A 25,576-nucleotide genomic window follows, 5' to 3' on the forward strand; every position below is an offset into this window, starting at 1 on the left:
GAGCGCTGCTACACTTTGGTACAAATTACCCAGGCCGCCAGGCCCTACAGCCCGTACCGGTCTCCATGTTTGCGCCGTACAGCACTCCAGAATCGCAGCGTCCTGGAATTGCCACCGACACTCCCTTGCAACGCGCGCTGCGCGAACAGCAAACCCTGCTCGACAGTGCGGGCGTAGGCATTGTGTTCCTGCGCCAGCGCAGTGTGGTGCGCTGCAACCAGCGGTATGCCGAAATTTTTGGCCATGCCAGCCCCGAGAGCCTGGTCGGGCTGAACACCGAAACCTTCTACCCTTCGCGCGAGGCGTTTCGCGATCTGGGCCGCACCGCCTACCCAGTCCTAGCCCAGGGCCAGGCGTTCCGCGTCGAGCGCCAGCTGCGCCGGCGCGACGGCAGCCTGTTCTGGGGCAGCCTGACCGGGCGGCTCATCAACCCGCACGACACAGCCGAAGGTTCCATCTGGATTCTGGACGACATCGACGAGCAAAAGCGTGCGCAGGCTGCACTGGGCGCAGCGGTGCGTGAAAAGCAGCTGCTCTTTGACAGCGCGATGGTGGGGATCGTGTTCCTGCGCGACCGGCGCCTGACCCGCTGCAACCACCACTTCGAACAGATGCTGGGCTACGAGCCCGGTGAACTGGTGGGCAGCCCCTCGCGCCGGTGGTACGCCAGCGACGCTGCGTGGGAAGAGGTCGGCCGCCGATGCTATCCGCAGCTGGCCGCGGGCCACTCCTACGAGGGCGAGCTGGAGCTGTGCCGCAAGGATGGGACCCCCGTGATCTGCGAGGTGCGCAGCAAGTCCATCGACCCAGCCGATCCATCGCAGGGCTCCATCTGGATCACGATGGACATCACGGAGCGCAAGCAGGCGCAGGCCGTGCTTGCCAGTGCCCACGAAGACCTCGAAAGGCAGGTGCAGGACCGCACCCGCGAACTGCGCGAGACCGTGGACAACCTGCACCGTGAGATCAACGACCGCAAGGCCGATCAGGAACGCATCTACTGGCTGGCCCACTACGACGCCCTGACAGGCCTGCCCAACCGCACGCTGCTGGCAGAACGGGCGCAGGAGGCCATCCGCGTCGCCCAGGAGGGCAACACGCCGCTGGCCCTGATCTTCCTGGACCTGGACCACTTCAAGCATGTGAACGACTCGCTGGGCCACCGCGTGGGCGATACCCTGCTCGTGGAGATCGCCAAGCGGCTGCGGGCCGTGGTGCGCGACAAGGACACCGTGTCGCGCCTGGGCGGCGACGAGTTCATTTTGCTGCTGCCGGGCGCCAATGCCCATGGCGCCGCCCGCGTGGCCGGCAAGCTGCAGGAGGCATCGCGCCAGCACTACCAGATTGACCACCACGAGCTGACCATGGCGCCGTCCATGGGCATCGCGCTGTTCCCGCAGGATGGCACGGACTTCGACACGCTGACACAGTCGGCCGATGTGGCCATGTACCGCGCCAAGCTCGACGGGCGCAACACCTTCAAGTTCTTTACCCCCGAGATGCAGGCGCAGTCGGTGCGCGCCTTGCAGCTTGAAAACGCCCTGCGGCGTGCGCTGGAGCGCAACCAGTTCCACCTGCACTACCAGCCGCAGATGAGCCTGACCAACGGCTCCGTGCGCAGCGTGGAGGCACTGCTGCGCTGGCAACACCCGCAGTTGGGCGCAGTATCGCCGGCAGAGTTCATTCCCATTGCCGAAGACAGCGGGCAGATCCTGCAGATTGGGGAATGGGTGCTGCGCACGGCGCTGTCACAGCTCAAAACCTGGCGCACGAACGGATTCCCCCACCTGACGATGGCCGTAAACCTGTCAGCCATCCAGTTTCGCCAGCCGCAACTGCCGGAGCTCGTAAGCCGCATGCTGGCCGAGTTCGGTCTGCCGCCCGACTCCCTGGAGCTGGAGCTGACCGAGGGCGTGGCCGTGGACGACCCCCATGCTGCCGTGGCCACCATGGACCAGTTGCACGCACGCGGCGTGCGCATGTCGATGGACGACTTTGGCACCGGCTACTCATCGCTGAGCCAGCTCAAGCGCTTTCAGATCTTCAAGCTCAAGATCGACCAGTCGTTCGTGCGCGACCTGGGTGATGACGGCAACGACCGCGCCATCGTCAGCGCCATCATCCGCATGGCCCAGGCGCTGGGCATGCGCACCACGGCAGAAGGCGTGGAGACCGAAGGTCAACTGGCCTACCTGCGCGAACAAGGGTGCGACGAGGCGCAGGGCTACCACTTCAGCATGCCGCTGTCCGCGCCCGAGCTGGAAGCCTTCATGCGGCGGCAGTTGCATTGACCGACACTGCCCCATGCTGGCCGAAGGGCTCATGCGGCGGCCAAGGAATGCACCGGTGGACGCAGCAGGGACAGCAGCCCATCGGCTCGAAAATAACATGAATACCGGGCCTAACGCTTGATGGTAAAGCGTAAGCAGCTATAATTTCAGTAGCAAATACACCCAGTCTGCAGGACCGAGGCTCTTGGTGCTGTGCGGGCTTTCAGCAACCAGCACCCAATGCATCGTCGCCCAGGTCAGTCCCTGCAAGCGCAGTTCAGCGGATCGGAAACGCGTACATCAGGCCCTGCTTGCTCCACAGGTTGTTGAGGCCGCGCGGCAGCCCCAGCGCCGACTTCTGGCCGACGTTGCGCTCGAAAATCTCGCCGTAGTTCCCGGTGGTCTTGAGGGCGCGCAGCAACCAGTCCCGGTCCAGCCCCAGGAGCTTTCCAGTGTCTTCCGCAGTGCCCACCATACGCTGCACCACCGGGTGGGCGCTGCTGGCTTTCAGCGAGTCCGCATTGGCTTGCGTCACACCATACTCTTCGGCTTCGATCAGGCCGTAGATCACCCACTTGACCACGGCAAACCACTCGTCGTCGCCCCGCCGCACCAAGGGCCCCAGGGGTTCCTTGGAGATGAGTTCCGGCAAGATGGTGTGCATTGCCGCACCTTGCGAAACACCGCTGCGCAAGGCTGCCAGGCCCGATGCATCGGTGGTGAATGCGGTGCACCGGCCCGCCAGATAGGCGGCCGTTGCAGCATCTACCTTCTCAAACATCACGGGTTTGATGTCGAGGCCGTTGGCACGGGAATAGTCGGCCAGGTTTTTTTCGGTGGTGGTGCCCGACTGCACACATACGGTCTGTCCCTTGAGCTGGCGGATGCTCCTGATCTTGCTCTTGGCGGGCACCATGAAACCCTGGCCGTCGTAGTAGGTAACGACCGTCTGGTGCAGACCCATCGATGCATCGCGCGCCAGCGAAAAGGTGGTGTTGCGCGAAAGCACGTCCACCTCGCCGGATTGCAAGGCCGTGAAACGCTGCGGCACGTCCAACGGCACGTACCTGACTTTCTTGCCGTCGCCCAGCACGGCGGCTGCAAGCGCCCTGCAGACATCCACGTCAAGTCCGGACCACTTGCCGCTGGAGTCTGCCATCGCAAACCCGGCCAGCCCGGTATTGACACCACACACCACCTGCCCGCGCGCCCTGATACCGTCGAGAGTCTTGCCCGCATGGGCCACGGGAGCGGCCAGCAACGCGGCCACAACGATGGCGCCCATTGGGGCGATCTGGCCAAACACTGTCTTCATGCGGTCAGGTCTCCGGAAGGGTGATTCACGGTGCCGCCAATGGCGCAGGCCCTGCCCCATCCAGCATCTTCTGCAGAAATTGCGCCTGCCCCATGCTGGGGTCCAGGGTGTAGGCAGCAAAGCCTTCCCGTTCGTACGCGCGCATTGCACTGTGGTTGCCCGAAAGCACTTCGAGCGTGAGCTTGCAGGCACCGCGCTCGCGGGCCAGCGCTTCCACCCGGTGCAGCATGCGCTGGGCGATGCGGTGGCCGCGCCAGCCGGGTGCCACCACCACGTCATGCACGTTGACCAGAGGCCGGCAGGCAAAGGTCGAAAAGCCCTCCAGGCAATTGATCAGCCCCACGGGCACCTCGCCGTGTGGCGCCGAAGCGTCCGCCGCCCAGGCCATCACGCTGAAAGCCTGCGGCCGCTGGCGCAGCGCCTCGGGCAAGCCCCGCTGGACCTCGGCGCTCAGTGGAACGCCACCACCCGCCACGTCCCTTGCATAGCCGTCGAGCAGTTCGACCAACGCCCGCGCTTCGCGGGCATTGCCGTAGTCCACGGAACGGACGGTGATGGTGGAAGGTATGTCAGTGTTTGAAGGCATCTATGGGGTTCCTGGTCGGCGGCAAAGGCCGCAGCGTAGCGGATCGTGCGGCGCGCCAACGGTGGAAGGAGCTCTCGGCGGGATCACCATCAGCCAGCACGGGCCGCGTCGGCCAACCTTTGCGCGCAGGAACTGGCCATTTGCGCATCACGGGCCTCCACCATCACCCGCAGCAGCGGCTCGGTACCACTCGCGCGGATCAGCACGCGGCCTGACGCGCCCAGTTCCTGCTCGACGGCCTGGGTCGTGTCAGCCAGCAAGCGGTTGGCCTTCCAGTCCTGGCCAGGGGCCAGCCGCACATTCAGCAGCACCTGCGGATAGAGCGTGATGTCGGCCAACAGTTGCGCCAGGGTACGGCCACTGCGCACACAGGCCTGCAGCACCTGCAATGCACTCACCAAGCCGTCGCCGGTGGTATGGCGGTCCAGCGCCAGCAGATGGCCCGAGCCCTCGCCGCCCAGCACCCACTGGTGCCGCGCCAGCTCTTCAAGCACATAGCGGTCGCCCACCTTGGCCCGCACAAACTTCACGCCCTTTGCCTTCAGCGCCACCTCCACTGCCATGTTGGTCATCAGGGTGCCCACGACACCCGGCACATGCTCATCGCGGCCCATGCGGTCCGAAGCCATCAGGTACAAAAGCTCGTCGCCGTTGTACAGGCGCCCCGTGGCATCGACGATCTGCAGGCGGTCCGCGTCGCCATCGAGCGCAATGCCATAGTCGGCGTGGTTGGCGCGCACGGCCCGCACGAGCGCATCGGGATGGGTGGCTCCCACCTCGTGGTTGATGTTGAGGCCGTCGGGCGAGCAGCCAATCGACAGCACTTCGGCACCCAGCTCATGGAAGACCTTGGGTGCCACCTGGTAGGCCGCGCCATGCGCGGCATCGACGACGATCTTGAGGCCCTTGAGGGTCAGGTCCTGCGGAAACGTGCTCTTGCAGAACTCAATGTAGCGGCCCGCCGCATCATCGAGCCGCCGCGCCTTGCCCAGGCTGGCCGAATCGGCCCACACCGGGGGTTCGCCCAGGGCCGCTTCCACGGCCTGCTCCCACGTGTCGGGCAACTTGGTGCCCTGTGCACTGAAAAACTTGATGCCGTTGTCGGGATAGGCGTTGTGGCTGGCGCTGATGACCACCCCCAGGCTGGCGCGTTGTGCGCGGGTCAGGTAGGCCACGCCCGGGGTGGGCAAAGGACCCAGCAGCACCACATCCACGCCCGCGGAGTTGAAGCCTGACTCCAGCGCGCTTTCCAGCATGTAGCCTGAAATGCGGGTGTCCTTGCCGATCAGCACCGTGGGGCGCTCCTCGGTCCTGCGCAACACTCGCCCGACGGCATGGGCCAGGCGCAGAACAAAATCCGGGGTGATGGGTGGCTGCCCGACGGTGCCACGAATGCCATCGGTTCCAAAGTATTGGCGCGTCATGTTCTAGCGTCTCCTCGTGTGAATCTCATTGTTTGTTATCCATCGCCAAAGGGTCTGGCATGCGCCCATCCATACAACGCCCCAGCCTCCGGAAGACCCCGTCAGACCGCTTGCATTGCACGCCACACCGCGAGCGCCGCCACGGTTTCGCGGACATCGTGCACGCGCACCACAGAAGCTCCACGCTCCACGGCCAACACCGCCGCCGCCACGCTGGGCACCATGCGCTGCTCTACCGCCAGGCCCGTCACCGCGCCCAGCGAGGACTTGCGGGACCAGCCTGCCAGAAGAGGATAGCCTGCAGCCCGCAGCACCGACTGGTGCGCCAGCAGCGCAAAATTCTGTTCCACCGTTTTGCCAAAACCAATACCCGGGTCCAGCACAATCCGGTTCTTTTCGACCCCTAGCGCTTGCAGGTCAAGCGCAGAGCGCTGCAAAAAGTATAGTACCTGCTGTACCACATCGCCCTCCATCGGGGCCACCTGCATGGTTTGGGGGTCGCGGTGCATGTGCATCAGGCACACCCCACATTGCGGGTGCGATGCCACCACCTCTGCGGCACCCGGCTGGCGCAATGCCCAGATGTCATTGATGATGTCCGCGCCCAGGTCCAGCACCGCGCGCATGACCTCGGGCTTGTAGGTATCGATGGAGATAGGCACCCCCAGGGACACCGCGCCCTGCACCAGAGGCACCACACGCGCCAGCTCTTCGTCCAGCGGCACCGCCGGACTGCCGGGGCGCGTGGACTCCCCGCCAATGTCCAGAATGTGTGCCCCGTCGCGCAGCAACTGCTCGCAATGCCGCAGGGCCGCAGCGGTGGAGCCATGCCGCCCGCCGTCGGAGAACGAGTCCGGCGTGGCATTGACGATGCCCATCACGCGGGGCTCGGCCAGGTCAACAGAGAAACGGGAGGTCTGCCAGATCATGGGGGGATCGAGAAAAGGTCACAGGCGCCTTCCTGGTCGAGGTCGGGAGGCAGCACAACACCAGCCATGAAAAACGGGGCACAAGGCCCCGTGAGAACGGATGGACCGGCCAGCCAATCAGGCGGCCGATGGTGCGGTGTCCGTCGTCACCGCAGGCGTGCCGCCGCTGGAGTTGTCGCCGCCCGAGGGAGGAGTACGGGGCGTCCAGTCCTTGGGAGGACGGGGCTCCTTGCCAGCCATGATGTCGTCCAACTGCTCGGTGTCGATGGTCTCCCATTCGAGCAGGGCCTTCGCCATGGCGTGCATCTTGTCGCTGTTCTCTTCGATCAGGCGGCGGGCCAGGTTGTACTGCTCATCGATGATGCGGCGCACTTCCATGTCCACCTTTTCCATGGTCTGCTCGCTCATGGTCGTGGTCTTGGTCACCGAACGGCCCAGGAACACTTCGCCTTCGTTCTCGGCGTAAACCATGGGCCCCAGGGCATCGGTCATGCCGTAGCGGGTGACCATGTCACGGGCAATGTGCGTAGCACGCTCGAAGTCATTGCTGGCCCCAGTGGTCATCTGGTTCATGAACACTTCTTCAGCGATGCGGCCACCAAACAGCATGCTGATCTGGTTGAGCATGTATTCGCGATCGTAGCTGTAGCGGTCCTGGGCAGGCAGGCTCATCGTCACGCCCAGAGCACGGCCGCGAGGAATGATGGTGACCTTGTGCACGGGGTCGCACTTGGGCAGCAGCTTGCCAATGAGTGCGTGGCCAGACTCGTGGTAGGCCGTGTTGCGGCGCTCTTCCTCGGGCATGACCATGCTCTTGCGCTCGGGGCCCATGAGGATCTTGTCCTTGGCCTTCTCGAAGTCCTGCATCTCGACGGTACGGGCATTGCGGCGCGCAGCCATCAGGGCAGCTTCATTGCACAGGTTGGCCAGATCGGCACCGCTCATGCCAGGGGTGCCACGGGCAATGATGCCAGGGGCCACGTCCTGACCAATCGGGATCTTGCGCATGTGCACGTTCAGGATCTGCTCGCGGCCACGGATATCGGGCAGCGTCACATAGACCTGACGGTCGAAACGGCCAGGGCGCAGCAGGGCGGCGTCCAGGATGTCGGGGCGGTTGGTGGCAGCCACCACGATCACGCCCAGGTTGGTTTCGAAGCCGTCCATCTCAACCAGCATCTGGTTGAGGGTCTGTTCGCGCTCGTCGTTACCGCCGCCCAGGCCAGCACCACGCTGGCGGCCCACCGCGTCGATTTCATCGATGAAGATGATGCACGGAGCGTTCTTCTTGGCGTTGTCGAACATGTCGCGCACACGGGCCGCACCCACGCCGACAAACATTTCCACAAAGTCGGAGCCAGAGATGCTGAAGAACGGCACCTTGGCTTCGCCTGCGATGGACTTGGCCAGCAGGGTCTTGCCGGTACCGGGAGGGCCAACCAGCAGCAGGCCGCGCGGAATACGCCCGCCGAGCTTCTGGAATTTCTGCGGGTCTTTCAGGAAGTCCACGACTTCCTTGACTTCTTCCTTGGCCTCGTCGCAACCCGCCACGTCCGCGAACGTGACCTGGTTGTTGTTTTCGTCGAGCATGCGCGCCTTGCTCTTGCCGAAGCTGAAGGCGCCGCCCTTGCCGCCGCCCTGCATCTGACGCATGAAGTACACCCACACGCCGATCAGCAGCAGCATGGGGCCCCAGCTGACCAGGAGGGTCATGAGCAGGGAGCCTTCTTCACGGGGCTTGACGTCGAACTTGACGTTGTTGTTGATGAGATCGCCCACAAGGCCACGGTCCAGATAGGTGGCCGTCGTGCGGATCTTGCGGTCGTCATTGGTGACGGCCACGATCTCGGTGCCGCCCTGGCCTTCCTGGATGGTCGCGCTCTTGATGCGGTTGCTGCGGACTTCCTCCAGGAATTCCGAGTAGCCGACGTGGCCTGCGCTGGCGCCAGAACGGGTGTCAAACTGTTTGAACACCGTGAACAGCACCATGGCAATAACCAGCCACACGGCAATTTTTGAAAACCACTGATTGTTCAAGCGGGGCTCCAGTTGCGGAAAACAGAAAACGGACACACTGCCCTCATGGCACGCATGTGCGGCCCATTTTAGGTGTTTCAAGCCATCCGGCCATCCCTATTCCCCCTAGCGGCCATGGAAACAGCACGGGCTTTAGGGTCGAAATTCACGGATTCTTGACCTGAGGCAAGCCCGTTCAGGCGGTCTTCTTGAGGCCCATGCCCACCAGAAAGGTCTCGGACGATTTGTCGCGGGAGGCCTTGGGCTTCAACGGCTTGACCACTTTGAAGGTCTGTTTGAACAGCGTGACCAGATCGCTGTAGCCGCTGCCATGGAACAGCTTGACCACCAGGGCCCCATCCGGTTTCAAATGGTTGCAAGCAAACTCCACAGCCAGTTCGACCAGATGGGCAATGCGCGCAGCGTCGGCCGATTCGATACCGGACAGATTGGGAGCCATGTCCGAAACGACAACATCCACCACCCGACCATCCAGGGCCTGCTCCAGGCGCTCCAGCACCTCCGCCTCACGAAAATCACCGTTGATATAGGTAACGCCCTCGATGGGCTCCATGGGCAGAAGGTCTAGCGCAATGATGGTGCCGTTGAGTTGGCCCGCTGCAGCCCCCCCGGGCGACATGCGCCTGCGCAGGTACTGGCTCCAGGCGCCCGGCGTGGAACCCAGATCCACCACGGTGTAACCGGGTTTGATGAGACCCAGCTGTTCGTCGATTTCCTTGAGCTTATAGGCGGCGCGTGCCCGGTATCCCTCTTTCTGGGCCAATTTGACATAGGTGTCGTTGACATGGTCGTTCAACCACGCCTTGTTGACCTTCTTGCTTTGGGTTTTGACTTTCATACCGCTCCATTGTCTCTCGACAATCAGCACCGCCGATAATACGGCCCATGCCCCAAATTCAACTGACTCCCGCCGAGCGCCGGGAACAACGCGCCAATGCCCACCACCTGGACCCCGTCGTCCTGGTCGGCGGCGATGGACTCACCCCTGCGGTCAAGAAGGAAATCGACGCCGCCCTGAACGCCCATGGCCTGATCAAGGTGCGCGTTTTCAACGATGACCGCGTGGCGCGCGAGCTGATGTACCAGGAGCTGACCGCCGAACTCAACGCAGCCCCCATCCAGCACATCGGCAAGCTGCTGGTACTGTGGCGCCCCCAGCCCGTCAAGGAACGTACGGTCGATGAGGACCGCATGCCCGGCCCACGCGACGTCAAGGTGCTCAAATACAGCAAGCGCGGCGGCCAGCGCCCCGAGATCAAGCAACTGCGCGTGCTGGGCAACCAGCGCCTCACTTCGGGCGGCCAGATCAAACGCGCCAAGCCCAAGCAAAAATCAATCAAGAAGCGCCAGGCAGACTGATGAGCCACGATGCAGGTTCGGCAGTACCTGCAAACTTTGCAGCACCTGCCGGCATGGCGCCCGTCCGCCACATCCTCTGCATGAAGTGGGGCACGAAATACGGCCCCGAATACGTCAACCGGCTGTATGCCATGGTGCGCAGGCACCTGAGCGGGGATTTTCGCTTTGTCTGCCTGACCGATGACAGCACGGGCATCCGCAGCGAAGTGCAGTGCCTGCCCATCCCCGCACTCGATCTGCCACCCGGCATCCCCGAGCGGGGCTGGACCAAGCTGGTCACTTTCAGCAAGGACCTGCACGGACTTCGAGGCACGGCCTTGTTCCTGGATGTGGACGTGGTCATCACCGGCAGCCTGGACGATTTTTTCACCCAGCCGGGTGAATTCCTGATCATCCACGACTACAAGCGCCCCTGGCGCATCACGGGCAACTCCTCGGTCTATCGCTTTGAGCTGGGAGCTCACCCCGACGTGCTGGAGCACTTTCGCGCGCATTTCTCAGAAATTCGTGAGCAGTTTCGCAACGAGCAGGCCTACTTGTCGGACTTCCTGCACCGGCAGGGCAAGTTGCAATACTGGCCTGCGGCGTGGTGCCCGAGTTTCAAATACCACGGGATACCGCCCTGGCCGACCAACTACTGGCGGCCGCCGTTTGTGCCAGCGGGCGCACGCATCGTGATCTTTCATGGGGAATGCAATCCCCCCGATGCTTTGGCCGGGCGGCGCAACCGGCGGTTTCGCTTCATTCGTCCGGCCACCTGGGTGGCGGAGCACTGGCGCGAATAGGCGGTTTGGAGGCAGCGCTGGTTGCGACCAGCGCTCGCTTCAGTCGTCTGCAGTGCCGTCAGGCCCGACCGGCAACAACGGCGGCTTCTGAACCTGGCGCAGTGTTTGCCACAACACGGCCAGTGCGCAGCACCACTGCAGCACATACATCACCGTCCCCACGCTGTGCCACAGGCGCAAATCCTGCCGCGCCACGATACGCGGCGCCACGCCAAACTGCGTGAGCAACGCCAGCAGCATGCCACCGAGTATAAAAACCATAGCAGCTTGCGCCCATGGATACTGCGCTATCGCCTGTTTTGGCCTTGAAATCAGCAGCAGAACCAGACAGCAGGCGACCGCCACCCAGGTCTGCGCCGCAAACAGCTTGGCCGCCATGTTGCCCGCCACCATGGGCGACGGAAGGTGGGCAAACAGCATGGGAACGACCAGAAACCCGATGGTAGTCAGGCTGCCCCACCAGAGCGCAGCGATCAGGGCAGGAAGGCGGTGGAACATGCCGTTCCCGCTCACTGGTAGCTGACCGCCACCACTTCGTAGCGGCGAATCCCGCCGGGAGCCTGCACTTCGGCGGTATCGCCCTCTTCCTTGCCGATCAAGGCGCGGGCGATAGGGCTCGAGATATTGATGAGCCCTTGCTTCAGATCCGCCTCGTCCTCGCCCACGATCTGGTATTTCACGAGGTCGCCAGACTCTTCGTCTTCCAGTTCGACCGTGGCGCCAAAGACGACCTTGCCGCCGCCATCCACGGCGCTGGGGTCGATCACCTGCGCCACCGACAGCTTGCCCTCGATCTCCTGGATGCGGCCTTCGATGAAGCCCTGGCGGTCCTTGGCGGCGTCATAGTCAGCGTTTTCGCTGAGGTCGCCCTGCGCGCGCGCTTCGGCAATTGCCGTGATCACAGCGGGGCGCTCTACGGTCTTGAGGCGGTGCAGTTCTTCCTTGAGCTTTTCAGCACCGCGCTTGGTAATCGGAATGGTGGCCATCGTGTTGCGTCTCCATAAATCAAAACGGTGAAAGCGCCAGAAGCACTTCCACCGGTCAATCGCCAGGCATGCCCGCGCTGCGCTGGGCGATGCGAATGGCAAGTCTACAAAAGGAAACCGCCGCACGTTGCCGCGCGGCGGTGTCTGTTCAGGCGGCAATTATGCCGCTTTTGCCCATGCTCAGGCAGCCAGTTGGGCGTGCAGCTCCTGCACCGAGTACACGTCGAGCTTGTCCAGGTACTTCATGCCCTCCACCGCCGCCTCGGCGCCAAAGATGGTCGTGAACGTGGTCACGCGGGCCAGCAGCGACGAGGTGCGGATCGCACGCGAATCGGCAATCGCATTGCGACGCTCTTCCACGGTGTTGATGACCATGACGATCTCGTTGTTCTTGATCATGTCCACGATGTGCGGGCGGCCTTCGGTCACCTTGTTGACCACGCCCACAGGCACGCCAGCTTCGGCAATCGCAGCTGCAGTGCCCTTGGTCGCCACCAGCTCAAAGCCCAGCGCCACCAGTTGGCGCGCGATGTCCACGGCACGCGGCTTGTCGGCATTCTTCACGGTGAGGAACACCTTGCCCGATGTGGGCAGCTTGGTGCCCGCGCCGAGCTGGCTCTTCACGAAGGCTTCGCCGAAGGTCTTGCCCACGCCCATGACTTCGCCGGTGGACTTCATCTCGGGGCCGAGGATGGTGTCCACGCCCGGGAACTTCACGAAGGGGAACACGGCCTCCTTCACGCTGAAGTACGGCGGCGTCACTTCCTTGGTGATGCCCTGCGAGGCCAGCGTCTGGCCGGCCATGCAGCGCGCGGCCACCTTGGCCAGCTGGATGCCCGTGGCCTTGCTCACGAAGGGCACCGTGCGCGAGGCGCGCGGGTTCACTTCCAGCACGTAGATCACGTCCTTGCCATCGACTTCCTGGATGGCGAACTGCACGTTCATCAGGCCCACCACGTTCAGGCCTTCGGCCATGGCGGCGGTCTGGCGCTTGATCTCGTCGATGGTGGGCTGCGACAGGTAGTACGGGGGCAGCGAGCAGGCGGAGTCGCCGCTGTGCACGCCGGCCTGCTCGATGTGCTCCATCACGCCGCCGATGAAGGTGACGCCCGCGGAATCACGCACGCAGTCCACGTCGCACTCGATGGCATTGCTCAGGAAGCGGTCGAGCAGCACCGGCGAGTCGTTGCTCACCTTCACGGCCTCGCGCATGTAGCGCTCCAGGTCGCGCTGCTCGTGCACGATTTCCATCGCGCGGCCGCCCAGCACGTAGCTGGGGCGCACCACCAGGGGGTAACCCAGGGCGGCGGCCTTTTCCAGGGCTTCGGGCTCGGTGCGCGCCGTGGCGTTGGGCGGCTGGCGCAGGCCGAGCTCACCGAGCAGCTTCTGGAAGCGCTCGCGGTCTTCGGCGGCATCGATCATGTCGGGGCTGGTGCCGATGATCGGCACGCCTTCGGCTTCCAGGCCCAGGGCCAGCTTCAGGGGCGTCTGGCCGCCGTACTGCACGATCACGCCGACCGGCTTTTCCTTGTCCACGATCTCCAGCACGTCTTCCAGCGTCACGGGCTCGAAGTACAGGCGGTCGGAGGTGTCGTAGTCGGTGGAGACGGTCTCGGGGTTGCAGTTGACCATGATGGTCTCGTAGCCGTCCTCGCGCATCGCCAGCGCCGCGTGCACGCAGCAGTAGTCGAACTCGATGCCCTGGCCGATGCGGTTGGGGCCGCCGCCCAGCACCATGATCTTCTTGTTGTTCGTAGGCTCCGACTCGCATTCGGCGACACCACCGTGGGTGGCGACTTCGTAAGTGGAGTACAGGTACGCGGTGTTGGTAGCGAACTCAGCCGCACAGGTGTCCACACGCTTGTACACGGGGCGCACTTTGAGCGCACGGCGTGCGTCGCGCACCGCCTTCTCGGTGGTCTTGAGCAGCTTGGCCAAGCGGCGGTCGGAGAAGCCTTTTTGCTTGAGCGTGAGCAGCGTGCCGGCATCCAGCGCCGCCAGGGCACCGTCACCCTTTTCGGCCACCAGCTTGTCGATGTCCAGCTCGATCTTCACGATCTGCTCAATCTGCACCAGGAACCATTTGTCGATCTTGGTCAGCTCGAACACTTCGTCGACCGAAAGACCCATGGCAAACGCATCGCCCACGTACCAGATGCGCTCAGGGCCGGGCTCGCCCAGTTCTTTTTCGAGCGTCTCGCGGTCCTGGGTTTTCTCGTTCATGCCGTCCACGCCGACTTCCAGGCCGCGCAGGGCTTTCTGGAAGGACTCCTGGAAGGTGCGGCCCATGGCCATGACCTCGCCGACCGACTTCATCTGCGTGGTCAGGCGGCTGTCGGCCGTGGGGAATTTTTCGAACGCAAAACGTGGGATCTTGGTGACCACGTAGTCGATCGAAGGCTCGAACGATGCGGGCGTGGCGCCGCCCGTGATTTCGTTCTTGAGCTCATCCAGCGTGTAGCCCACGGCCAGCTTGGCGGCAACCTTGGCGATGGGGAAACCCGTGGCCTTGGACGCCAGCGCCGACGAACGCGACACGCGCGGGTTCATCTCGATGACGATCATGCGGCCGTCCTTCGGGTTGACCGAGAACTGCACATTGGAGCCACCCGTGTCCACACCAATTTCACGCAGCACTGCCAGCGAGGCGTTGCGCATGATCTGGTATTCCTTGTCGGTCAGCGTCTGCGCGGGGGCCACGGTGATCGAGTCGCCCGTGTGCACACCCATCGGGTCCAGGTTTTCGATGGAGCAGATGATGATGCAGTTGTCCGCCTTGTCACGGACCACTTCCATCTCGTACTCCTTCCAGCCGAGCAGCGACTCTTCAATCAGCAGCTCGTTGGTGGGCGACGCTTCGAGGCCGCGCTTGCAGATGGTCTCGAACTCTTCAGGGTTGTAGGCAATGCCGCCGCCGGTACCGCCCAGCGTGAAACTGGGGCGGATCACGGTGGGGAAACCCACGGTCTTTTGCACGGCCCAGGCTTCGTCCATGCTGTGGGCGATGCCGGAGCGCGCCGAGCCCAGACCGATCTTGGTCATGGCGTCCTTGAACTTCAAGCGGTCTTCGGCCTTGTCGATGGCTTCGGGGGTGGCACCGATCAACTCGACCTTGTACTTGTCGAGCACGCCGTTGTGCCACAGGTCCAGCGCGCAGTTGAGCGCTGTCTGGCCACCCATGGTGGGCAGGATCGCGTCGGGACGCTCCTTGGCGATGATCTTCTCGACCGTCTGCCAAGTGATGGGCTCGATGTAGGTGACGTCGGCCGTGGCCGGGTCGGTCATGATCGTCGCAGGGTTGCTGTTGATCAGGATGACCTTGTAGCCCTCTTCGCGCAGGGCCTTGCAGGCCTGTACGCCGGAGTAGTCGAACTCGCAGGCCTGGCCGATGATGATGGGGCCAGCGCCGATGATGAGGATGCTTTTGATGTCTGTGCGTTTTGGCATGGTGCGTCGATCAGTCGATCGTGGGTTCGGCTGCCTGGGGGCTGGGGGTTGGGGCAGAGGCTGCTGTTGCATCTGCGGGCAAACGCCGCTGGGTCAACTTGGCAAGCAGCGCCTCGGCGCGTGCGGGAGGAAGGTTCTTCTGCATCAGCTGCAGCAGGCCGTCGCCCTGGATCAGTGGGCGCAAGACTTCTTCTTCCGCGTCATAAAACGTCACTTCCCACTCCTGCAGCAGCTCTGCAAAGGCAGCATCGTCCAGCGTCTTGCCCTTGGCCACGAGCGTGACGAGCGGCATGGCCTTGTTCTCGACGAACGCTTTCTTGTAGGGCTTTTGCGCCCAACGTTCCGTGAACCACTCACGGTGGGGCGAAGGCAGGGTCAGGACACGCTTGTGGATCGCCTTTTCCAGCGATGCAAGGGGGAAGCTGAACAGTTTCATGGTGCTGTTTCCTTCCGCGCTTAACCGGCTTTTGCCGCGCGCATGGCGTCGGTGAAGCGGTCAAAGAGGTATGCGATGTCGTGCGGACCGGGGGATGCCTCAGGATGCCCCTGGAAACAGAAAGCGGGCTTGTCCTTGTGGACCAGCCCTTGCAGCGTGCCGTCAAACAGGCTGACGTGCGTGGCGCGCAGATGGGCGGGCAGCGATTCCATGTCCACCGCAAAACCGTGGTTCTGGCTCGTGATGCTCACGCGGCCCGTATCCAGGTCCTTCACCGGGTGGTTGGCACCATGGTGGCTGTGGGTCATCTTGAAGGTCTTGGCACCAGCAGCCAGGGCCATGATCTGGTGCCCCAGGCAGATGCCGAACGTGGGCATGCCACTGTCCACAATGGTGCGGGTCGCGGCGATGGCGTAGTCGCAAGGCTCGGGGTCGCCAGGGCCGTTGGACAGGAAAACACCATCGGGTTTGAGAGCCAGCACATCAGCGGCCGGCGTCTTTGCTGGCACCACGGTGACCTTGCAGCCACGTTCCGCCAGCATGCGCAGGATGTTCTTCTTGACGCCGAAGTCGTACGCCACTACGTGAAACTGTGGGGCCGACAGTTCGCCGTAGCCAGTACCCAGTTTCCACTCTGTCTGCGTCCACTCATAACGCGCTGCCGTGGTCACCACCTGGGCCAGGTCCAGCCCGGCCATGTTGGGGGCCGCCTTGGCCTTGGCGATGGCTTCGTCGATGAGCGCCTGCGTGATAGCCTGCCCTGCGGCAAGGCCGATGATGGTGCCGTTTTGCGCACCCTTGCTGCGCAGCAGGCGCGTGAGCTTTCGGGTGTCGATGTTGGCGATGGCAACGGTCTTCTCACGCACGAGGTACTGCGAGAGCGTTTCCGTGGAGCGGAAGTTGCTTGCCAGCAGCGGCAGGTCTTTGATGATCAGGCCTGCGGCGTGGACCTTTTCGGCTTCGATGTCCTCCACATTGACGCCGTAGTTGCCGATGTGCGGATACGTGAGGGTCACGATCTGCTGGCAGTAGCTCGGGTCGGTGAGGATTTCCTGGTAGCCGGTGATGGCGGTGTTGAACACCACTTCGCCGACGGTGGTGCCGGTGGCACCAATCGAATTGCCGATAAAGACCGTGCCGTCTGCGAGCGCCAGGATGGCGGGCGGGAAGTTTCCCTGTAGAGACAAAAGCACTGGGTTCTCCGGATGGTTACGGTCGCCCGGCGCCTGCAGTCCACTCGTGCACGCAAAGGTACGCAAGTGCTGGTGGCTGCTCTCAGATGGGTTGTTGCTTTGGGTGCGGTCGGGCGACGCTGTTGCGAGAAAAGCTCCCGATTATATCCTTCATGGCGCGCTCACCAACAAATGCGCGTCTTGCATAACCTTGTTACGTAAGCAAGTGTTCCAGGCATTTCAGAGGACAACAGGCGCCCTAGACTTCGCCCCGTTTCCCCACCGCCTCCACTCCAAAGGCTGATCCCGATGCGCATTTTTTTCCGACCCCTTGCCCTTTCCCTGGCGGGCCTGTGTGCCGCCATGGCCGCTCAGGCCCTGGAGCTGGCGAAATACCCCCAGGTCTTCGTGGCGCCCCAGGGCGTTGAAGTCGTGCTGGCTCCCACCGCAGACGGCAAGCAGGCCCTCGTGCGAGTGAGTGGCATCAACGACCCCATCGATCAGGTCGTCTTCCTGAGCCAGTTGGAGCAACGGGGCTCGGCGCGCGAGGTATACGCCACCACGCTCGATGGCCGCAGCTACGGTCTGCTGCAAAAGCAGAACCAGGCCTATCGCAATGGCGACCACTATGTGGTGTACCTGCCAGGCAAGCGCGATGGCGTGCCACTGGCCTTCAGTGAAGAAAAGAGCAAGGCCTTCAAGCTGGCAGACCTGCTGGCCAGCTACAAAGGCCAACAAAAGCAGGGCCTGCAGGACAAACTGGCCCGCTTTGACCGCAACAAGCGCCTGGCCAGCGTGCAGGCCGAACTGGGCAAGGCCGACCAGGACGCCACCGCTGCATGCGGTACGCCAGTGAAGACCAACGTTGACTGGGCCACCATTGACGACGAGAAACTCCAGTCGCTAAGCATCGGCAGCTTCTGCGGCGTGGTGGCATCAGAGCTGGAGTCCATGTGCCGCAACACCCCCGCCTTCAAAAGCACGGCACCCGGCCTGGGCTTGGTGCAATGCAAATTCGCGCCGCAGCTGAAAATCCGGGTGGAGAACCAGCAGGTGCTGTTCAGCACGGAGAAGGACGCCCCCAACCAGGAAGAATTCGTGCGCCAGTTCCTGCGCAATCTCTAAAGAAAGTGAGGCGCTCCGCCCCCTGAGATCTGCTGGAAACGATCAAGAAGCGGTGGCTTCAGCGCCCGGCGCCGCTCGCATGCAGGCAGATCGCTGCAGCGGCCGCCACATTGAGCGACTCTTCGCCGCCCGGTTGTGCAATGCGGATGCGCAGAGCGGCACGCTCTTCCAGTGCAGGGGAAACGCCCTGCCCTTCGTGGCCCAACACCCATGCACACGGCCAGGGCAAGGCGGCACGGTGCAACCAGTCTCCGGCGTGCGAGCTGGTCACAAGCATGGGCACCTGCAGCGATTGAAGCTCGCCGTGCTCCACGCCCTCGATCAGGTCCAGCGCGAAATGCGCACCCATGCCCGCCCGCAGCACCTTGGGGGACCACAATGCGGCGCTGCCCTTGATGGCAACCACCTGCCGGAACCCGAACGCGGACGCACTGCGCAGGATGGAGCCCACATTCCCAGCGTCCTGCACACGGTCCAGCACCACGGTCGCCGCACCCGGATGCACCGCAGCGGGCGCGGGCAAATCCATGATGAAACCCATCCGAGCGGGCGACTCCAGCCCACTGATGTCGGCAAACAGTGCGTCAGCAATTACTATGAATTTCATAGCATTTTGCGCCCACTCTACCTGCGCCAGCGGCCAAAAAGACTCTGAAAACACCGCAATGGATGCGCGCTGGCCACGCTCCAGGGCCGCGCGGCAGAGGTGATCGCCCTCCAGCCAAACCCGGCCTTGCTTGCGGTAGGCCGTGGTGTCCTGCGCAAGACGGCGCAGGTCTTTCACGAACGTGTTGTCCCGCGAATGGATGGTGGTGATCGAGGAGGATGTCATGGTTGGGCAGGTTCAGCCGCGCAGATTCTGCGCCACGGGCGCAAAGGAACGCCGGTGGTGGACGCACGCGCCGTGCTCGCGCAGGGCCGCCATGTGCACCGCCGTGCCATAGCCTTTGTGGCCCGCAAATCCGTACTGGGGAAATTCTTCATGCACCTGCACACACCAGCGGTCACGGTGCACCTTGGCCAGGATGGACGCGGCCGAGATGGCCGGCACCAGCGCATCGCCCTTGACGATGGCCTCAGCCTGGATGTCGAGCGTGGGCAGCCGATTGCCATCGACGAGGACCATAACGGGCTTCAGGCGCAGCCCCATCACGGCCCGCCGCATGGCCAGCATCGTGGCCTGCAGGATGTTGAGCTGATCGATCTCTTCCACGCTGGCCTCGGCAATGCTGCAGCACAGCGCCTTGGCGCGGATTTCGTCGTACAGCTTTTCGCGCCGGGCGGGCGTGAGCTTCTTGGAGTCAGCCAAGCCTGCGATGGGATGCAGATCGTCCAGGATGACTGCAGCAGCCACCACAGGTCCCGCCAGCGGGCCACGGCCCGCTTCATCCACGCCGGCCACAAGGCCGGGTGGGTGCCAGGGCAGGCAGGCCTGTTCAGGCAGCGGGATGGAGGATTTTCTGGATCGCATCGGCAGCCAGTTGGGGAGTGTTGCGGCGCAGGCTCTCGTGCAGCGCCGTAAAGCGCTGCTCCAGGGCCGTGATTTTTTCGGGATGGTGCTGGCGGGCATCCAGCCATTGGAGTGTTGCCGCACAAAGCGCCTGGGGTGTCGCGGCATCCTGGATCAGCTCGGGCACGACGAAGTCGCCACACAGGATGTTGGGCAACCCCACCCAGGGCTGCAACTGCTTGCGGCGCATAAGCCACCAGCTCAATGGGTGCATGTGGTAGCCAATGACCATGGGGCGCTTGAACAGGGCCGCCTCCAGCGTGGCGGTGCCACTGGCGATCAGCGTGGTGTCGCAGGCTGCGAGCACGGCGTGGGATTGCCCGGAAACGATTTGCACCACACCGCCCAGCCCAGCGGCCTGCGCTGCCTGCACGATGCGTTCGCGCAGCGCTGGCACGGCAGGCACTATCAATTTAATAGCTGGTCGCGCTTTTCTGACAAGCGCTGCAGCCTCAAAGAAGGGTTGAGTGATGTAGGCGATCTCCGAAGAACGGCTGCCCGGCAGAATGGCCAGCACCTCGTCCGTATCCTGCAGCCCGAGCTGCGCACGGGCCGCAGCGCGGTCCGGCACCATGGGAATCACACCTGCCAGCGGGTGCCCCACGTAGGTGGCGGCGATGCCATGCCGCGCGAGCAGTTCAGGCTCGAACGGAAAGATACACAACACATGATCAGCGCTGCGGCGAATCTTCTCGACGCGTTCCGCGCGCCAGGCCCAGATGGAGGGGCACACGAAATGCACCGTCTTGATGCCCGCAGCGCGCAAGTCAGCTTCCAGCCCCAGGTTGAAATCAGGGGCATCCACACCGATGAAGACATCCGGGCGGTCCTTGAGCAACCGCTCACGCAGTTGCTTGCGGATGCCCAGCAACTCGCGCAGGCGGCGCAGCACTTCCATGCTGTAGCCATGCACGGCCAGCTTCTCGCTGGGCCACCAGGCATCAAAACCCCGGCGTTGCATTTGCGGGCCACCAATGCCGCAGGTCTGCAGGTCTGGCCAATGGGCCTGCATGCCGTCGATCAACAGACCGGCCAGCAGGTCGCCCGATGTCTCGCCCGCCACCATGGCGACGCGGGGGGAAGCAGCCATCACCCAGCCCTCAGCGCGCTATGCCGCGCGTGGCGTCGGCCAGGAACCGCTCCATCATCGCGGCATCCTCGCTGGCCTGCGGTGCGGACTGCACCAGCTCAGCAATGGCGGCACGTGCAGCCTCCAGCGTGAGGCCCTGGCGGTAGATCAGCTTGTGCATCTGCTTGACCGCAGCAATGCGCTCGGGCGAGAAGCCGCGGCGGCGCAGCCCCACCACGTTATAGCCCCGCACGGCCAGCGGGTTGCCATCCACCAGCATGAAGGGGGGCACGTCCTGCGACACTGCGCTGGCAAAGCCCACCATGGCATGCGCCCCGACCTTGACGAACTGGTGGATGCCGGTAAGCCCGCCCACCGTCACCCAATCGCCCAGGTGGACATGGCCTGCCAGGGTGGTGTTGTTGGCCAGCGTGGTGTGGTTGCCCACATGGCAATCATGGGCGATGTGGGTGTACGCCATGATCCAGTTGTCGTCCCCCACCGTGGTGATGCCACCGGCCTGGGGCACACCGAGGTTCAGGGTGCAGAACTCGCGGATGGTGTTGCGGTCGCCGATGACCAGTTCGGTAGGCTCGCCCGCATATTTCTTGTCCTGCGGGATGGCGCCGATGGAGTTGAACTGAAAGATGCGGTTGTCGGCGCCAATCGTCGTGCGCCCGTCAATGACGCAATGTGCGCCGACCGCCGTGCCCGCACCGATCGACACATGCTCACCAATAACCGCATACGGTCCCACCGTGACCGAAGGGTCCAGGCGTGCGCCGTCCGCAACAATGGCAGTGGGATGAATATTGCTCACGATCCAACAGGCCCGGGTCGGTCAACCCACGCTGCGCATGGTGCACATGAGTTCGGCCTCGCAGGCCACCTCTTCGCCCACGCTGGCCACGCCCTTGAACTTCCAGATGCCGCCACGAACGCGATCGATGGTGATGCTCAGGATCAACTGGTCGCCGGGCTCCACCGGGCGCTTGAAACGCGCGCCATCAATGCCCACAAAGTAGTAGATATTGTTCTCATCGGGCACCTTGCCCATGGCATCAAACGCCAGCAAGCCCGCAGCCTGGGCCAGCGCCTCCAGGATCAACACACCCGGCATCACGGGACGTCCGGGGAAATGCCCCATGAAGTAGGGCTCATTGAACGTTACGTTCTTGATGGCCTTGATGCGGGTGTTGCTCTCAAGCTCGATCACTTTGTCCACCAGCAGGAACGGGTAGCGGTGGGGCAGTTGCTTGAGAATTGCGTGAATATCCATCATCGAGTTGTTCTTCCGTTCATGCTGCCTTGAGAGCCTGCTCAAGCGCCTTGATGCGCTCCCGCAAGCTGTGCAGTTGTTTGAGTGTTGCAGCGTTTTTTTCCCAGCGCGCATTGTCGTCGATGGGAAACATGCCCGTGTATTGCCCAGGCCGCGTGAGCGAGCGTGTGACCACCGTAGCTGCCGAGATATGCACGTTGTCGGCCAGCTCCAGATGGCCCAGCACAATCGCCCCGCCGCCCACAGTGCAGTGCGCGCCAATGGTCGCGCTGCCAGCCACCCCCACACACCCCGCCATGGCCGAGTGCTTGCCGATGCGCACGTTGTGGCCGATCTGGATCAGGTTGTCGAGCTTGACGCCATCTTCGATGACGGTGTCCTGAAGCGCGCCCCGGTCGATGCAGGTGTTGGCACCAATCTCGACATCGTCTCCGATGCGCACGGCACCGAGCTGTTCGATCTTGACCCACTGCCCCTGTTCAGGCGCAAAGCCAAAACCATCCGCGCCAATCACCACACCGGCGTGCACGATGCAACGCGCGCCGATGGTGCAGCCTTCGCCCACGGTTACACGCGACTTGAGGATGGTCCCCGCGCCCACCTGCGCTCCACGCTCCACCACACACAGCGGCCCAATGGTCGCAGTGGGGTGCACTTGTGCCGTGGGATCCACCACGGCACTGGCGTGTACCCCCGCGCACTGCGCTGGCGCATTGCGTTGCCGCCACAACTGGGTGGCACGCGCGAAATACACGTAGGGGTTGTCCGCCACGATGCAGGCACCACGTGCCAGAGCGGCATCGCGCATGGCAGGTGCCACAATGACACAGGCCGCCCGGGAGGCGGCCAGTTGCTGTTGGTAGCGGGGGTTGCTCAGGAAACTGAGATCTCCCGGCCCGGCAACCTCCAGGGGCGCGATGCGGGAGATGACGACATCCCGTGTCGCACCTCCTTCCAGCGAGCCACCGAGCGCATCAACTATGTGCCCAAGAAGCAAGCTCACGCGCCACCTGTCCAGGGCTGTGGCTTACTTGCCAGCAGAGGCATTCAGCGCCTTGATCACCTTGTCGGTGATGTCATGCTTGGGGTTGATGTAGACGGCCTCCTGGAGGATCACGTCGTACTTCTCAGCTTCAGCCACTTGCTTGACGACCTTGTTCGCACGTTCGAGCACCTGGGACAGTTCCTCGTTCTTGCGGGCGCTCAGGTCTTCCTGGAACTCGCGGCGCTTGCGCTGGAATTCACGGTCCTGGTCCACCAGCTGGCGCTGGCGGGTCGTGCGCTGGCTTTCAGCCATCGTAGGGGCTTCGCGTTCGAATTTCTCTGTGGCGGTCTTCAGGGTACTGCCCATGTCCACCAGTTCTTTCTCGCGACGGGAGAACTCCTGCTCCAGCTTGGCCTGTGCAGCCTTGGCAGTGCTGGCCTCACGGAAGATGCGGTCTGTATTGACAAAACCGGCTTTGAACGACTCTTGAGCTTGCGCAGGGGCAGCCACGGCCATGGAGCCAAGCAGCAGAGCCAAAGAGATATGGCGAGAAATGGATTTCATTAGAAAGACGTTCCAATCTGGAATTGCAGTTTCTGGATTCTATCGCCGGCGAACTTGCGCACCGGTTGCGCAAAAGCCAGACGCAAAGGACCGAGCGGGGAAATCCAGCTCAAGCCCAGGCCCACGGAAGAACGCATGTCACTGAAGGTAACTTTTTCGTTTTCTCCGTACACATTACCCACGTCAAAGAAGGTAAATACACGCAGCGTCCGGTCGTTCCCTGCACCCGGGAACGGCGCGATCAGCTCCGCGTTCAGCGTCACCTTCTTTGGCCCCCCCAAAGAGGCCCCCGTCACGTCGCGCGGACCCAGGGTACCCTGGTCAAAGCCACGCACCGAGCCCAACCCGCCCGAATAGAAATTCTTGAACACCGGGAACGGCCGGCCATTCATGCCCTTGCCGATACCCACCTCGCCATTGAAGGCGATGGTGAAACGTTTGTTCAGCGGTACGTACTGCTGGTACTGGTAGTTGGCCCGCACATAGCGAGCATCCCCAGCCACCGACCATTCTGAATTGAGGCGCTGATAGCGGCCGGAATTCGGTGCCAGAGCGCTGTCGCGGTCGTCCCGCGACCAACCGATCGTCAGAGGAATGGAGGTGCTGCTGTAGCCAAACTGGTCGGCATAAGCCAGGTAGGTGGCGGGAATGTTCGTCCCCGCCTTGATCTTGGTCTGCTCCAGCCCACCGCCAAAGAACACGGTATCGGTTTCACTGAACGGAACACCGAATCGCACCGACGTGCCGGTGGTCACCAACTCGTAGTTACCGCCCTGGTCTTCGTAAGGCTTGTCCGTGCGGTAGTACACGTCCAGCGTGCGAGAAATACCGTCGGGAGTGAAGTACGGATTGGTGGTGCTGAACACGAGCGTGCGGCGGTACTTGCTGGTGTTGACATCAATGCCCAGGTAGTTGCCAGAGCCAAAAATGTTCTCTTGCTTGATACCAAACGACAGCGACACCTTTTCGGCGCTGGAAAAACCCACCCCCATCTGCAGCGACCCGGTGGGTTTTTCTGCCACGTTGATCACCAGGTCCACCTGGTCTGGAGAGCCCGGGACCTCCTGGGTCTCCACATTGACCTCGGTGAAGAAGCCCAGGCGGTCCACGCGATCACGCGACAGGCGGATTTTTTCACCGTCGTACCAGGAGGCTTCGTACTGGCGGAACTCGCGGCGGATCACTTCGTCGCGTGTGCGGTTGTTGCCGCTCACATTGATGCGGCGCACATAGGCACGGCGCGAGGGCTCCGCCTGCAGAACAAAAGCAACGCGGTTGTTTTCGCGGTCAATCTCTGGCACGGCTTCTACCCGCGCGAACGCAAAGCCAAACCGGGAGAAATACTCGGAAAACGCCTTGGTCGTTTCAGTGACCTGGTCCGCGTTGTAGGGTTCGCCAGGGCGAATGGTGACCAGGGACTTGAACTCATCTTCCCGGTCCAGGTAGTTGCCTTCCAGCTTCACGCCAGACACCACATAGCGCTCACCTTCGGTCACATTGACAGTGATGGAAATGTCCTGCTTGTCGGGCGAAATAGCGACCTGGGTGGAATCGACACGGAATTCGAGATAGCCGCGCTGCAGGTAGTAGGAGCGCAGGGTTTCCAGATCCGCATTGAGCTTGGCACGTGAATAGCGGTCCGACTTGGTGTACCAGCTGAGCCAGCCACCGGTGTCCTGATCAAACAGGCCTTTGAGCGTGGATTCGCTGAAGGCCTTGTTGCCAACAATGCGTACTTCCTTGATGCGGGCGGGATCGCCTTCGACCACGGTGAAAGTCAGGTTGACACGATTGCGCTCGATCGGGGTCACGGTCGTGACGACCTCGGCGCCATAGAGGCTCTTGTTGATGTACTGGCGCTTGAGCTCCTGCTCGGCACGGTCGGTCAGCGCCTTGTCATAGGGACGACCCTCGGTCAGACCGACATCGCGCATGGCCTTTTTCAGCGCGTCCTTGTCAAACTCGCGGGTACCGGCGAAATCCACGTCGGCCACAGTGGGGCGCTCCTCCACCACAACCACCAGCACATTGCCAGTCGCCTCCAGGCGCACGTCCTTGAACAGGCCCAGACCAAAAAGTGCGCGAATGGCAGCTGCGCCCTTCTCGTCGTTGTAGTCGTCACCAACCCGCAGTGGCATGGAGGCAAACACGGTGCCGGGCTCGACGCGCTGCAGCCCCTCGACGCGGATGTCCTGCACCTTGAAAGGCTCCAGAGCCCATGCCGCATTGGCGGCAAAAATCATGGCTGCAACGGCCGATGCGGTACGCACGCCCAGGCGATTGATGTGTTTTTTCATG

The 25,576-nt window shown here is 63.0% G+C and carries 23 protein-coding genes; 4 read left to right on the forward strand and 19 right to left on the reverse strand.

The window, feature by feature from the left end; genetic code table 11:
- Nucleotides 1-65: 65 nt before the first annotated feature.
- Nucleotides 66-2,291, forward strand: coding sequence for a putative bifunctional diguanylate cyclase/phosphodiesterase (locus tag AC2YJX_RS04395; protein WP_487255360.1), 2,226 nt, complete (start codon nucleotides 66-68; stop codon nucleotides 2,289-2,291).
- Between the two features lie 256 nt (nucleotides 2,292-2,547).
- Here the strand turns inward: AC2YJX_RS04395 and AC2YJX_RS04400 are convergent, their stop codons facing one another.
- From AC2YJX_RS04400 to AC2YJX_RS04425, 6 genes are all read right to left on the reverse strand, one after another.
- On the reverse strand, nucleotides 2,548-3,585 hold the full coding sequence (locus AC2YJX_RS04400) for an amino acid ABC transporter substrate-binding protein (RefSeq protein ID WP_487255361.1): 1,038 nt from the start codon (nucleotides 3,583-3,585) through the stop codon (nucleotides 2,548-2,550).
- Nucleotides 3,586-3,610: 25 nt separating this feature from the next.
- A complete protein-coding gene (locus tag AC2YJX_RS04405; RefSeq protein WP_121505978.1) occupies nucleotides 3,611-4,171 on the reverse strand; it encodes a GNAT family N-acetyltransferase in 561 nt (186 codons plus the stop codon).
- Between the two features lie 89 nt (nucleotides 4,172-4,260).
- Nucleotides 4,261-5,595: a phosphoglucosamine mutase gene (gene glmM / locus AC2YJX_RS04410; protein WP_055398223.1), complete on the reverse strand. Its 1,335-nt coding sequence runs from the start codon at nucleotides 5,593-5,595 to the stop codon at nucleotides 4,261-4,263.
- Nucleotides 5,596-5,696: 101 nt separating this feature from the next.
- On the reverse strand, nucleotides 5,697-6,524 hold the full coding sequence (gene folP, locus AC2YJX_RS04415) for a dihydropteroate synthase (protein WP_487255362.1): 828 nt from the start codon (nucleotides 6,522-6,524) through the stop codon (nucleotides 5,697-5,699).
- Between the two features lie 117 nt (nucleotides 6,525-6,641).
- Nucleotides 6,642-8,561 (reverse strand): ATP-dependent zinc metalloprotease FtsH, encoded by a 1,920-nt coding sequence (ftsH, locus tag AC2YJX_RS04420; protein WP_487255363.1) that lies wholly within the window; start codon nucleotides 8,559-8,561, stop codon nucleotides 6,642-6,644.
- Between the two features lie 175 nt (nucleotides 8,562-8,736).
- Nucleotides 8,737-9,399 carry an RlmE family RNA methyltransferase gene (locus AC2YJX_RS04425; RefSeq protein WP_055398226.1) on the reverse strand — a complete coding sequence of 221 codons (663 nt, stop codon included), beginning with the start codon at nucleotides 9,397-9,399 and terminating at the stop codon, nucleotides 8,737-8,739.
- Between the two features lie 47 nt (nucleotides 9,400-9,446).
- Here AC2YJX_RS04425 and AC2YJX_RS04430 point away from each other — a divergent pair, with 47 nt between their 5' ends.
- Complete coding sequence (locus tag AC2YJX_RS04430; RefSeq protein WP_055398227.1) at nucleotides 9,447-9,920, forward strand: YhbY family RNA-binding protein; 474 nt, start codon at nucleotides 9,447-9,449, stop codon at nucleotides 9,918-9,920.
- Nucleotides 9,920-10,705 (forward strand): hypothetical protein, encoded by a 786-nt coding sequence (locus AC2YJX_RS04435; RefSeq protein WP_055398228.1) that lies wholly within the window; start codon nucleotides 9,920-9,922, stop codon nucleotides 10,703-10,705. The genes AC2YJX_RS04430 and AC2YJX_RS04435 overlap by 1 nt, the downstream gene beginning before the upstream one ends.
- 39 nt (nucleotides 10,706-10,744) lie before the next feature.
- Here AC2YJX_RS04435 and AC2YJX_RS04440 read toward each other — a convergent pair whose 3' ends face one another.
- From AC2YJX_RS04440 to carA, 5 genes are all read right to left on the reverse strand, one after another.
- Nucleotides 10,745-11,203: a DUF4149 domain-containing protein gene (locus tag AC2YJX_RS04440; protein ID WP_487255364.1), complete on the reverse strand. Its 459-nt coding sequence runs from the start codon at nucleotides 11,201-11,203 to the stop codon at nucleotides 10,745-10,747.
- An 11-nt stretch (nucleotides 11,204-11,214) separates the two neighbouring features.
- Nucleotides 11,215-11,691 carry a transcription elongation factor GreA gene (gene greA, locus AC2YJX_RS04445; protein ID WP_055398230.1) on the reverse strand — a complete coding sequence of 159 codons (477 nt, stop codon included), beginning with the start codon at nucleotides 11,689-11,691 and terminating at the stop codon, nucleotides 11,215-11,217.
- Between the two features lie 180 nt (nucleotides 11,692-11,871).
- A complete protein-coding gene (gene carB / locus AC2YJX_RS04450) occupies nucleotides 11,872-15,138 on the reverse strand; it encodes a carbamoyl-phosphate synthase large subunit (protein ID WP_487255365.1) in 3,267 nt (1,088 codons plus the stop codon).
- Between the two features lie 10 nt (nucleotides 15,139-15,148).
- The gene (locus AC2YJX_RS04455) at nucleotides 15,149-15,574 is read right to left on the reverse strand and encodes a hypothetical protein (protein ID WP_055398232.1); all 426 of its coding nucleotides are present in this window, start codon (nucleotides 15,572-15,574) and stop codon (nucleotides 15,149-15,151) included.
- 20 nt (nucleotides 15,575-15,594) lie between these two features.
- Nucleotides 15,595-16,767 (reverse strand): glutamine-hydrolyzing carbamoyl-phosphate synthase small subunit, encoded by a 1,173-nt coding sequence (carA, locus tag AC2YJX_RS04460; protein WP_487255366.1) that lies wholly within the window; start codon nucleotides 16,765-16,767, stop codon nucleotides 15,595-15,597.
- Between the two features lie 288 nt (nucleotides 16,768-17,055).
- Here carA and AC2YJX_RS04465 point away from each other — a divergent pair, with 288 nt between their 5' ends.
- Nucleotides 17,056-17,871, forward strand: coding sequence for a hypothetical protein (locus tag AC2YJX_RS04465; RefSeq protein ID WP_487255367.1), 816 nt, complete (start codon nucleotides 17,056-17,058; stop codon nucleotides 17,869-17,871).
- 58 nt (nucleotides 17,872-17,929) lie between these two features.
- On the opposite strand, the gene AC2YJX_RS04470 is transcribed toward AC2YJX_RS04465, so the two are convergent.
- From AC2YJX_RS04470 to bamA, 8 genes are read right to left on the reverse strand one after another with little or no spacing between them, the layout of a single operon-like run.
- Nucleotides 17,930-18,703 (reverse strand): TrmH family RNA methyltransferase, encoded by a 774-nt coding sequence (locus tag AC2YJX_RS04470; RefSeq protein WP_487255368.1) that lies wholly within the window; start codon nucleotides 18,701-18,703, stop codon nucleotides 17,930-17,932.
- Nucleotides 18,704-18,715: 12 nt separating this feature from the next.
- On the reverse strand, nucleotides 18,716-19,342 hold the full coding sequence (gene rnhB / locus AC2YJX_RS04475) for a ribonuclease HII (RefSeq protein ID WP_055398236.1): 627 nt from the start codon (nucleotides 19,340-19,342) through the stop codon (nucleotides 18,716-18,718).
- A complete protein-coding gene (lpxB, locus tag AC2YJX_RS04480; protein WP_487255369.1) occupies nucleotides 19,308-20,471 on the reverse strand; it encodes a lipid-A-disaccharide synthase in 1,164 nt (387 codons plus the stop codon). Before lpxB ends, rnhB begins: the two co-directional genes overlap by 35 nt.
- Before the next feature lie 10 nt (nucleotides 20,472-20,481).
- Nucleotides 20,482-21,270, reverse strand: coding sequence for an acyl-ACP--UDP-N-acetylglucosamine O-acyltransferase (gene lpxA, locus AC2YJX_RS04485; RefSeq protein WP_055398238.1), 789 nt, complete (start codon nucleotides 21,268-21,270; stop codon nucleotides 20,482-20,484).
- 21 nt (nucleotides 21,271-21,291) lie between these two features.
- Nucleotides 21,292-21,732 carry a 3-hydroxyacyl-ACP dehydratase FabZ gene (gene fabZ / locus AC2YJX_RS04490; RefSeq protein WP_010457855.1) on the reverse strand — a complete coding sequence of 147 codons (441 nt, stop codon included), beginning with the start codon at nucleotides 21,730-21,732 and terminating at the stop codon, nucleotides 21,292-21,294.
- A 16-nt stretch (nucleotides 21,733-21,748) separates the two neighbouring features.
- Entirely contained in the window at nucleotides 21,749-22,732 is a 984-nt protein-coding gene (gene lpxD / locus AC2YJX_RS04495) for a UDP-3-O-(3-hydroxymyristoyl)glucosamine N-acyltransferase (RefSeq protein ID WP_431149649.1), read from the reverse strand.
- 24 nt (nucleotides 22,733-22,756) lie between these two features.
- Nucleotides 22,757-23,278, reverse strand: a complete 522-nt coding sequence (locus AC2YJX_RS04500; RefSeq protein WP_055398240.1) for an OmpH/Skp family outer membrane protein — start codon at nucleotides 23,276-23,278, stop codon at nucleotides 22,757-22,759.
- Nucleotides 23,278-25,575 carry an outer membrane protein assembly factor BamA gene (gene bamA / locus AC2YJX_RS04505; RefSeq protein ID WP_121420548.1) on the reverse strand — a complete coding sequence of 766 codons (2,298 nt, stop codon included), beginning with the start codon at nucleotides 25,573-25,575 and terminating at the stop codon, nucleotides 23,278-23,280. Before bamA ends, AC2YJX_RS04500 begins: the two co-directional genes overlap by 1 nt.
- Between the last annotated feature and the right edge of the window lies 1 nt (nucleotide 25,576).

The sequence above is a fragment of the Acidovorax sp. SRI_002 genome (assembly GCF_057586455.1).